This window comes from Phytobacter sp. V69 (assembly GCF_965644215.1).
Lineage (GTDB): Bacteria > Pseudomonadota > Gammaproteobacteria > Enterobacterales > Enterobacteriaceae > Phytobacter.
Map to the genome: position 1 here is coordinate 1 of NZ_CBFFRL010000170.1, position 10,458 is coordinate 10,458.

The window sequence follows — 10,458 nt, forward strand, 5'->3', positions numbered from 1 at the left end:
GCTCAGCTAAGGTAAGGCTAATACAGCTAAGGACTCCACTGAACCCCACCGATTAAATCGCACCTTCCTTAGATTTACAGGGTCAGGTTATTATATAAATTCTCACCGTTATTACTGTGAGCCATGAACGAAAGACAAATTCAGGTGACGCGGTGCGGCTTACCGGCGTCATTGCGGGAAAAAATGGGATGTATTTCGCGAGAGAATAAAAAAAGCCCCTCATGGAAGGGGCTTTTTAAGCTAACGACAATTAGTTCTGCTGAGCAGACTGAATTGCAGTCAGTGCGATGGTGTAGACGATATCGTCAACCAGTGCGCCACGAGACAGGTCGTTAACCGGTTTGCGCATACCCTGCAGCATCGGCCCGATGGAGATCAGGTCGGCAGAACGCTGTACCGCTTTGTAGGTGGTGTTACCGGTGTTCAGATCCGGGAAGATGAACACGGTAGCGCGACCTGCAACCGGAGAGTTCGGCGCTTTGGATTTCGCAACGTCGGCCATAACGGCGGCGTCGTACTGCAGTGGACCGTCGATAACCAGATCCGGACGTTTTTCCTGCGCCAGACGGGTTGCTTCGCGGACTTTCTCTACATCGCTACCTGCACCGGAGTTGCCGGTGGAGTAGGAGAGCATTGCCACGCGCGGTTCGATGCCAAAGGCAGCAGCAGAATCAGCGGACTGAATGGCGATTTCTGCCAGTTGCTCAGCGGTCGGATCCGGGTTGATTGCGCAGTCACCGTAAACGTAAACCTGTTCCGGCAGCAGCATGAAGAACACGGAAGAAACCAGAGAGCTACCCGGTGCAGTTTTGATCAGCTGCAGCGGCGGACGGATGGTGTTCGCCGTGGTGTGAACCGCACCGGAAACCAGACCGTCAACTTCGTCCTGTTCCAGCATCAGGGTACCCAGAACAACGTTGTCTTCCAGTTGTTCACGGGCAACCGCTTCGGTCATACCCTTGCTCTTACGCAGTTCGACCAGACGTGCAACGTAGCTTTCACGTACCACTTCCGGATCGACGATTTCGATACCGGTGCCCAGCTCAACGCCCTGAGCCGCTGCAACGCGGTTGATCTCTTCCGGGTTACCCAGAAGAACACAGGTGGCGATACCACGTTCAGCACAGATAGCGGCCGCTTTAACGGTACGCGGTTCGTCGCCTTCTGGCAGCACAACGCGTTTACCGGCTTTACGTGCCAGCTCAGTCAGCTGGTAACGGAAGGCTGGCGGAGACAGACGACGGCTACGTTCAGACGTGGCTGTCAGAGACTCGATCCAGTCTGCGTTGATGTAGCTGGCAACGTATTCCTGAACTTTCTCGATACGCTGATGGTCATCAACCGGCACTTCCAGGTTGAAGCTCTGCAGGCTCAGAGAGGTTTGCCAGGTGTTGGTATCAACCATGAATACCGGCAGGCCGGTTTCAAATGCGCGTTCACACAGCTTAGCAACACGCGGGTCCATTTCGTAGGCACCGGTCAGCAGGACTGCGCCGATTTCAACGCCGTTCATCGCGGCCAGGCATGCTGCAACCAGCACGTCCGGACGGTCTGCGGAAGTCACCAGCAGAGAACCTGCACGGAAGTGTTCCAGCATGTGCGGAATGCTACGCGCACAGAAGGTCACGGACTTCACGCGACGGGTGCTGATTTCGCCTTCGTTGACGATGGTTGCGTTCAGGTGACGCGCCATGTCGATGGCACGGGTCGCAATCAGGTCGAAGCTCCACGGTACCGCGCCCAGAACCGGCAGCGGGCTGGAGGTCGCCAGGCTTACTGGATCGACTTTAATCACTTTTGCTTTAGACGAGTCATCAAAGATTTCAGACAGGTCCGGGCGAGTACGGCCCTGGTCATCAACCGGTGCGTTCAGCTTGTTAACAATAACGCCGGTGATGTTGGTGTTTTTCGCGCCGCCAAAGCTGCTGCGGGTCAGTTCGATACGCTCTTTCAGCTGTTCCTGAGTATCGGTACCCTGGGACATTACGAACACGATTTCCGCATTCAGGGTTTTGGCGATTTCGAAGTTCAGAGACTGAGCAAACTGATGTTTGCGGGTCGGGACCAGGCCTTCAACCAGCACGACCTCAGCGTCTTTGCTGTTTTCGTGGTAGCGTGCGACGATTTCTTCCATCAGCACGTCTTTCTGGTTGCTGGAGAGCAGGGACTCAACGTAGCTCATCTTCAACGGTTCTGCCGCTGGCAGGCCGGAGTTGGCGCGTACGATGGTGGTAGTCTGGTCTGGTGCATCGCCGCCAGCGCGTGGCTGGGCGATAGGTTTAAAGACGCTCAGACGAACGCCTTTGCGTTCCATAGCACGGATCACGCCCAGGCTGACGCTGGTCAGGCCGACGCTGGTTCCGGTAGGGATCAGCATGATAATACGGGACACGGTTAATCCTCTTTTCGTTACCGTCATTTCTGACGGGTTACAAAACAGCACCGCCAGCTAAGCTGGCGGTGTGTAATCAAGCGGTCAGACGGCTCGCGTCTTGCGCGATGACCAGTTCTTCGTTTGTCGGGATAACGACAGCCGGACGGGTGCCTTCTTTGTTGATGAAACCAGACTTGCCGAAACGGGCAGCCAGGTTACGCTCGTGATCAACGTCGAAGCCCAGAACGCCCAGTTTACCCAGGGACAGTTCACGCACCATTGCCGCGTTCTCACCGATACCGCCAGTGAAGACAACCGCGTCCAGACGACCATCCATCAGCGCAGTGTAAGAGCCAATGTATTTCGCCAGACGGTGGCAGTAAACGTCCATGGCACGTTTAGCGTCTTCTTTATCTTTGTAGTTATCTTCTACATAACGGCAGTCGCTGGTGACTTCGGTCAGGCCCAGCAGGCCAGACTCTTTGGTCAGCATTTTGTTGATAGCTTCAACGCTCATGCCCAGGGTGTCATGCAGGTGGAAAATGATAGCCGGGTCGATATCACCAGAACGGGTACCCATGACCAGACCTTCCAGCGGGGTCAGACCCATGGAGGTGTCAACGCATTTACCGTTACGGATAGCGGATACAGAACCACCGTTGCCCAGGTGGCAGGTGATGATGTTCAGTTCTTCAACCGGTTTATTCAGGACTTTAGCGGCTTCCTGAGTCACATAGAAGTGGCTGGTACCGTGTGCGCCGTAACGACGAACGCCGTGCTCTTTGTACAGTTTGTACGGCAGAGCGTAGAGGTAAGACTCTTCCGGCATGGTGGTGTGGAACGCGGTGTCGAATACGGCAACGTTTTTGTCTTTCAGGTTAGGGAAAGATTTCAGCGCTTCTGCGATACCGATCAGGTGAGCCGGGTTGTGCAGCGGTGCAAAGGATGCTGCATCTTTGATACCCTGAATCACAGACTCATCGATAACGACGGAGCTGGTGTATTTTTCGCCACCGTGAACGATACGATGACCGATCGCTGTCAGTTGTGCGGACAGTTCTGGTTTTTGTGCCAGAATAGTGTTAACGATAAAGTTCAGCGCTTCACTGTGAGCGGCACCTGCACCTAAAGCCGCTTCTTGTTTACCACCGTCAATTTTCCATTTGATGCGTGCTTCAGGAAGATGGAAACATTCGGCTAAACCAGAAAGGAACTCATCACCATTGGCTGCATCGATGATTGCGAATTTCAGTGAGGAGCTACCGCAGTTCAGAACCAGTACTAACTTACTCGACATGGAAGTACCTATTTATGATACGTGGCTAAAAAAACGTCAGTGAGTGTCACAGAGTAACGGATGATGACGCTGACATTTATGATTAACATCATGCCCGATCAATTTTCTGGCATGATGGAAAGAATACTTAAGATTTTAAGCCATTTTGCGCAAATTTCAGACAGTGGCATAATGGACTTCAAAGTTGACGAGCGACCACACTTCGTCTACGGCCTGGTAAGGCCGGCACAGGATAACTGATACCGCGTGCAATTGACAAAAAATTTTAACGTTGTCATGCGCAGTTGTTGTTTTGCACAATTTTTTTAATTTTTATATGTGAAGTTGAGGTAAAGCCATGTCCACTTCAGAAAATCGCCCCGTAGGTTTTTTTGGATTGTTTCGCCGGGGTCAGCACTATGCGAAGACCTGGCCCATGGAAAAAAGCCTCGCCCCGCTCTTTATAGAGAATCGGACTATACGCGCAACCCGTTATGCAATTCGCTTTATGCCACCCGTCGCGGTGTTCACGCTCTGTTGGCAAATCGCCCTTGGCGGACAACTCGGCCCGGCCGTCGCCACGGCGCTCTTCGCCCTGAGCTTGCCGATGCAGGGACTGTGGTGGCTGGGTAAGCGCTCCGTCACGCCGCTGCCCCCAACCATTCTTAATTGGTTTTATGAAGTGCGCGGCAAATTGCAGGAGGCCGGTCAGGCGCTGGCTCCGGTCGAAGGTAAGCCGGATTACCAGGCATTAGCTGACACGCTTAAGCGTGCTTTCAAACAACTCGATAAAACTTTCCTTGATGACTTGTGATTGATCATCGAAACGGTCAATAAAAAAAGGCACAGTAACGACTATGAGTTACGTGTCTTTTTTTTTAAATCTGCAAAGCGCACAGGAGTCGTAAGATGGAAATGACCAATGCCCAACGACTGATTTTGTCGAATCAGTATAAAATGATGACCATGATGGATCCTGCCAATGCGGAGCGTTATCGTCGCCTGCAGACCATTATTGAGCGCGGCTACGGTCTGCAAATGCGTGAGCTGGATCGTGAATTCGGCGAACTCAAAGAAGAAACCTGCCGTATCGTTATCGATATTATGGAGATGTACCACGCGTTGCACGTCTCCTGGGCCAATCTGAAAGACGCGCAGTCTATTGATGAACGTCGCGTCACCTTCTTGGGCTTTGATGCTGCGACCGAAGCGCGTTATCTGGGCTATGTGCGCTTTATGGTCAACATTGAAGGGCGCTATACCTATTTTGACGCCGGTACACACGGCTTCAATGCGCAAACGCCAATGTGGGAAAAATACCAGCGGATGCTGAATGTATGGCACTCCTGCCCGCGCCAGTACCACCTGAGCGCAAACGAAATTAATCAAATTATCAATGCCTGAGGAGGCTCGCGTGCAGTGCAAAGGATTTCTGTTTGACCTGGATGGGACACTGGTGAACTCGCTGCCTGTCGTGGAACGGTCATGGTGCAGTTGGGCCGACCGCTTCGGCATCGATCATGATGAAGTACTGAATTTCATCCATGGCAAACAGGCCATTACCTCGTTACGTCACTTTATGGCCGGTCACTCCGAAGAGGATATCGCGGCGGAGTTTACCCGGCTGGAGGAGATTGAAGCGATGGATACCGACGGTGTCGTGGCTTTGCCCGGTGCGCTCGAGTTGTTGAATCACCTTAATGAATCCCATATTCCGTGGGGCATTGTGACCTCCGGCTCTATCCCCGTGGCGCATGCGCGTCATCGCGCGGCGGGACTGCCGATGCCGGAAGTGTTTGTCACGGCGGAACAGGTCCAGCGCGGCAAGCCCGAGCCGGACCCGTATCTGCTGGGCGCAAAGCTGCTCGGTCTGCCGCCGCAGGAGTGTGTGGTGGTGGAAGACGCGGGCGCGGGCGTGCTTTCTGGTCTTGCGGCCCATTGCCATGTCATCGCGGTAAATGTGCCAGCCGACTCACCGCGTCTGGATGAAGCCGATTTTGTGCTGACCCGTCTGGATGAAGTGACCGTGGCAAAGCGGCCTGATGGCCATGTCGTCGTCAGCCGGAAAGCCTGAGTCATGATTTAGCCCCGCACTGTCGGGGCTTTTTTATGGCAAGATGAATCACCCCATTTTAAACAAGGAAATGTTGTGAACGGTGAGCTTATCTGGGTGTTATGCCTGTTAATGATAGCTGTCGTCCTCTTTGCGACGGGTAAAGTGCGCATGGATGCGGTGGCGTTGCTGGTCATTGTGGCGTTCATTCTGAGTGGGACGCTGACGATGACCGAAGCATTGTCAGGATTTAGCGACCCCAACGTGATTTTGATTGCCGCGCTTTTTATTATTGGCGATGGGCTGGTGCGCACCGGGGTGGCAACCAGTATGGGCTCATGGCTGGTTAAAATGGCCGGCAGCAGCGAAATCAAAATGCTGGTCCTGCTGATGTTCACCGTGGCAGGTCTCGGTGCCTTTATGAGTTCAACGGGCGTGGTGGCGATCTTCATTCCGGTGGTACTCAGCGTTTCAATGCGTATGCAAATCTCGCCCTCCCGTTTAATGATGCCGCTCAGCTTTGCCGGGCTTATCAGCGGCATGATGACGCTGGTGGCGACGCCGCCAAACCTGGTGGTCAACAGCGAATTGTTGCGTGAGGGGTTGAGCGGATTCAGTTTTTTTAGCGTGACGCCGCTGGGGCTGGTGATTTTGCTGATGGGCATCATTTATATGTTGCTGATGCGCTTCATGCTTAAAAGCGATAAAGACGACAGCCAGCGCGACGGCTGGAAACGGCGTACCTTCCGCGATTTGATTAAGGAATACCGCCTGACCGGACGGGCCAGGCGTCTGGCGATTCGCCCCGGCTCACCGCTGATTGGCCAGCGGCTTGATGACCTGAAACTGCGTGAACGCTATGGTGCGAATATTATCGGCGTTGAACGCTGGCGGCGCTTTCGGCGCGTGATTGTTAACGTCAACGGGGTATCGGAATTTCGTGCCCGTGACGTCTTGCTGATTGATATGTCCGCGGCAGATGTTGATCTGCGCGAGTTCTGTGCCGAGCAACTGCTGGAACCGATGATCCTGCGCGGGGAATACTTTTCTGACCAGGCGCTGGACGTTGGGATGGCGGAGGTTTCACCGATACCCGAAACCGAGCTGTTAGGCAAAACCGTGCGTGAAATCGGTTTTCGTACCCGCTATGGCCTGAACGTGGTTGGCCTCAAGCGTGATGGCGAAGCGATGCCCGGTGTGGTTGTCGATGAACCCGTGCAGCTTGGGGACATTTTGCTGGTGGTGGGGAACTGGAAGCTCATTAGCCAGTTGGGCCAGAAAGGAAGAGAGTTCCTGGTGCTCAATATGCCTGTGGAAGAGAGCGCCGTTTCTCCCGCACACAGCCAGGCTCCCCATGCGGTGTTCTGCCTGGTGCTGATGGTGGCGCTGATGCTGACCGACGAAATTCCCAATCCAGTCGCCGCTATTACGGCCTGCCTGCTAATGGGGAAATTCCGCTGTATTGATGCTGAGAGTGCCTATAAGGCGATTCACTGGCCGAGCATTATTCTGATTGTCGGGATGATGCCCTTTGCGCTGGCGCTGCAAAAGACGGGCGGGGTAGACCTGGTCGTGAAAGCCTTACTCGATACTGGCGGTAGCTATGGGCCTTACATGATGCTGGTGTGCCTGTTTGTCCTGTGCGCGTCCATCGGGCTGTTTATCTCGAATACCGCGACGGCGGTGCTGATGGCGCCTATCGCGCTGGCAACGGCAAAATCGATGGGTGTTTCACCCTATCCCTTCGCCATGGTGGTGGCGATGGCGGCGTCGGCGGCCTTTATGACGCCGGTATCATCCCCGGTAAACACGCTGGTGCTTGGGCCGGGCAATTACCAGTTCAGCGATTTCGTTAAAATCGGCGTGCCGTTTACCGTTCTGGTAATGGTGGTGTGCGTGTTGTTGATTCCGGTTCTGTTCCCGTTCTAACGGTTACCCCGGTGTCGCCGGGGTAACGTATCTGATGACAGAAACGAATTAGAGCGGTGAATCCTGGCTTATTTCGTCCAGCGATAAATGGAAACTTGGTACAAAAATCTGCATGAAGTAATCCATTTCCGGGCTTCGTCGGGCCTCAAGGGTTTTCTCCAGCCGTGATTTAGCTAGCAGAAATTCATTATTACCGGCAGACAACTCTTCAAGACATTTTAGATATGCGCATAGCGCATCTGCTTGTTTAACGATCAATTTTTCCTCAGCGCTGTAATAATGTTCATCGATCAGCGGGGAGAATATATCGCGCAGTTCTTCCGGAACCATCTCGACCAGCTTCTGCTGGGCAATTTTTTCAATGGCTTTATATTCCTGGGCGATTTGTGAGTTGAAGTATTTAACCGGGGTGGGTAAATCGCCGGTCAGCACTTCCGACGCATCATGGTACATCGCCAGCAGTGCGATACGTTCGGCATTTACCTGACCGCCGAACTTGCGGTTTTTAATCGCCGCCAAAGCGTGTGCCACCATGGCGACCTGCAGACTGTGCTCGGAGACGTTTTCCGTGCGCACATTGCGCATCAGCGGCCAGCGGTTGATTAATTTGAGACGGGAAAGGTGCGCGAAGAAATGACTTTGACTCATAGTTAACCTTGTCTGTAACTGCGACGGTGAGCCATTGTGCGCAGAGAGTGGGGGAAGATGCAAATCCTCCCCCCGAGACGATTATTGGTGGTAACCGGACAAGAAGCGACCAAAGCGGGTGATCGACATTTCCAGATCGTCCAGGCGCGGTAGCGTGACGATGCGCACATGATCCGGCCACGGCCAGTTAAAGGCAGTGCCTTGAACCAGAAGGACTTTTTCCTGCAACAGGAAATCAAGCACCATCTTCTGGTCGTCATGAATATTGAAGCGTTTGGCATCAATTTTCGGGAACATATAGAGCGCGCCTTTCGGCTTCACGCAGGAGACACCAGGAATTTCGTTGATCAGTTCCCACGCGCGGTTGCGCTGCTCGTACAGGCGCCCACCCGGCACGATAAACTCGCTGATACTTTGATAACCGCCAAGCGCGGTCTGAATCGCATGCTGTGCCGGAACGTTAGCGCAAAGACGCATGGACGCCAGCATCTCCAGCCCTTCGATATAGCCTTTGGCATGCTTTTGCGGCCCGCTCAGTACCATCCAGCCCTGACGGAACCCAGCGACGCGATAGGTCTTGGAAAGGCCGTTAAAGGTAATGGTGAAGACGTCCGGTGCCATCGCTGCAATAGAGTGGTGTTCGGCATCGTCATACAGAATTTTGTCGTAAATTTCGTCGGCGAAAATAATGAGATTATGCTGACGCGCAATCTCCACAATCTCCATCAACAGCTCTTTCGAATAGACTGCGCCGGTTGGGTTGTTCGGGTTGATGATGACGATACCGCGCGTACGCGGCGTGATTTTCGCGCGGATATCATCGAGGTCCGGGAACCAGTCAGAAGATTCATCGCACAGATAGTGCACGGCTTTGCCGCTTGAAAGCGACACGGCTGCTGTCCATAACGGATAGTCTGGCGCCGGCACCAGCATTTCATCACCGCTATTCAGCAGGGCCTGCATCGATTGGACGATCAGCTCTGAAACCCCGTTACCGATGTAGATATCTTCGACGGTAACATCGCGCATGCCACGTGCCTGGTAGTGCTGCATGATGGCTTTACGCGCAGAGTACAGTCCTTTTGAGTCACAATAACCTTGCGCGGTTGGCAGGTTTCGAATGACATCGACCAGAATTTCATCTGGAGCCTCAAAGCCGAAAGGGGCCGGGTTGCCGATGTTTAGTTTAAGAACTTTGTTGCCTTCTTCTTCCAGGCGCTTCGCCTCTTTGAGAACCGGCCCGCGAATGTCATAACAGACGTTGTCTAATTTGCTGGATTTTTCGATGGAGGACATGAACCTTTGACCTTTTAGCTGTGAGTGCCACTCCCTGCCGTGGAAGTCAGCACCGAACAATGTACTCCCACGAGCGCAGGTTTTGAAGGGTGAGCAGAAGAAGATTTTGCCTTAACCACATCACAATTAACGTTTTTTAAACTACCATTATTGGTTAAATCTCTATGTTTGAGTATTAAATTCATTTTTTGTAGTTTATGGTTCCGTTTGTGTTGTTTTTTGTCGACGTTTCCGCTGAAAAAGAAAGGTTATTCAGTGCGCACTGGTATGATGTTCGGGGATTTCGTCTCAGAATCATTCTCAGTTCATAGTGAATGATAAATTTTGAAAGTTAAACCCTGGACGGAAAACGGCTAATCTGTGAAGACAATGTTAAGTATTATTAATACATAAGGTGATTCATTTTTCACGTTTATTTAATATTGAGAATGGAAAGCGCGGACGCTTTTAATATTAATAAAACTAAATCGTTCGCGAGATGATTTTTGTCAGTCAGATTAATCGCAATAATGCTTATAAATATAATGGTTTTAGGTTAAAATGATGCCCGGAAATGGTACTGCTAGGAAAGCCATGCTTGCCATGTGGACTATTTCTTATTATTAGTTAGCTGTTATTACTCGTTTTTACTCCCGGTCAGCCATATGAATTGGCTGTATATGGCTCGCACGCTATGTACTGCTAAGAATGTTGCAAAAAAATGTTTTTTCCTTAAAAGGATTAACAAATATTCGCATGGTTTATATATTCAATAGGTATGGGAGTATGCAGAATAAAGAAGTTGAGTTTGTCTTGCTCCAAACTGTGAACCGCGAATTCAGATAATAAGTGCAACGCTCGGACATGATTGTGGAGAGTGTAGGAGGAAGGGTTAACTACCGA

Annotated in this window: 8 protein-coding genes; 4 read left to right on the forward strand and 4 right to left on the reverse strand. The window is 52.2% G+C overall.

The genetic code is table 11. The features are described from left to right. Positions 1-250: 250 nt before the first annotated feature. Both pta and ackA read right to left on the reverse strand, forming a co-directional pair. Positions 251-2,392 (reverse strand): phosphate acetyltransferase, encoded by a 2,142-nt coding sequence (gene pta / locus ACSZPU_RS19565; protein WP_499002216.1) that lies wholly within the window; start codon positions 2,390-2,392, stop codon positions 251-253. A gap of 76 nt (positions 2,393-2,468) precedes the next feature. Further along, on the reverse strand, positions 2,469-3,671 hold the full coding sequence (gene ackA, locus ACSZPU_RS19570) for an acetate kinase (RefSeq protein ID WP_499002218.1): 1,203 nt from the start codon (positions 3,669-3,671) through the stop codon (positions 2,469-2,471). 337 nt (positions 3,672-4,008) lie between these two features. On the opposite strand from ackA, the gene yfbV reads away from it, so the two are divergent. From yfbV to ACSZPU_RS19590, 4 genes are all read left to right on the forward strand, one after another. Continuing rightward, complete coding sequence (yfbV, locus tag ACSZPU_RS19575; RefSeq protein ID WP_499002220.1) at positions 4,009-4,464, forward strand: terminus macrodomain insulation protein YfbV; 456 nt, start codon at positions 4,009-4,011, stop codon at positions 4,462-4,464. Between the two features lie 95 nt (positions 4,465-4,559). Then, on the forward strand, positions 4,560-5,054 hold the full coding sequence (locus tag ACSZPU_RS19580) for a YfbU family protein (RefSeq protein ID WP_499002222.1): 495 nt from the start codon (positions 4,560-4,562) through the stop codon (positions 5,052-5,054). Further along, positions 5,047-5,724, forward strand: coding sequence for a sugar phosphatase (locus ACSZPU_RS19585; protein ID WP_499002223.1), 678 nt, complete (start codon positions 5,047-5,049; stop codon positions 5,722-5,724). The genes ACSZPU_RS19580 and ACSZPU_RS19585 overlap by 8 nt, the downstream gene beginning before the upstream one ends. 75 nt (positions 5,725-5,799) lie before the next feature. After that, on the forward strand, positions 5,800-7,632 hold the full coding sequence (locus ACSZPU_RS19590; protein WP_499002226.1) for an SLC13 family permease: 1,833 nt from the start codon (positions 5,800-5,802) through the stop codon (positions 7,630-7,632). Positions 7,633-7,680: 48 nt separating this feature from the next. Here the strand turns inward: ACSZPU_RS19590 and yfbR are convergent, their stop codons facing one another. After that, the gene (gene yfbR / locus ACSZPU_RS19595) at positions 7,681-8,280 is read right to left on the reverse strand and encodes a 5'-deoxynucleotidase (RefSeq protein WP_499002228.1); all 600 of its coding nucleotides are present in this window, start codon (positions 8,278-8,280) and stop codon (positions 7,681-7,683) included. 81 nt (positions 8,281-8,361) lie between these two features. Then, positions 8,362-9,576, reverse strand: coding sequence for an alanine transaminase AlaA (gene alaA / locus ACSZPU_RS19600; RefSeq protein ID WP_499002230.1), 1,215 nt, complete (start codon positions 9,574-9,576; stop codon positions 8,362-8,364). Positions 9,577-10,458: the final 882 nt, after the last annotated feature.

Excerpts from the sequence above, each read along its gene's own strand:
- ackA (WP_499002218.1), bottom strand. The coding sequence starts at position 3,671 with ATGTCGAGTAAGTTAGTACTGGTTCTGAACTGCGGTAGCTCCTCACTG.
- yfbV (WP_499002220.1), top strand. The coding sequence starts at position 4,009 with ATGTCCACTTCAGAAAATCGCCCCGTAGGTTTTTTTGGATTGTTTCGC.
- ACSZPU_RS19580 (WP_499002222.1), top strand. The coding sequence starts at position 4,560 with ATGGAAATGACCAATGCCCAACGACTGATTTTGTCGAATCAGTATAAA.
- ACSZPU_RS19585 (WP_499002223.1), top strand. The coding sequence starts at position 5,047 with ATGCCTGAGGAGGCTCGCGTGCAGTGCAAAGGATTTCTGTTTGACCTG.
- yfbR (WP_499002228.1), bottom strand. The coding sequence starts at position 8,280 with ATGAGTCAAAGTCATTTCTTCGCGCACCTTTCCCGTCTCAAATTAATC.
- alaA (WP_499002230.1), bottom strand. The coding sequence starts at position 9,576 with ATGTCCTCCATCGAAAAATCCAGCAAATTAGACAACGTCTGTTATGAC.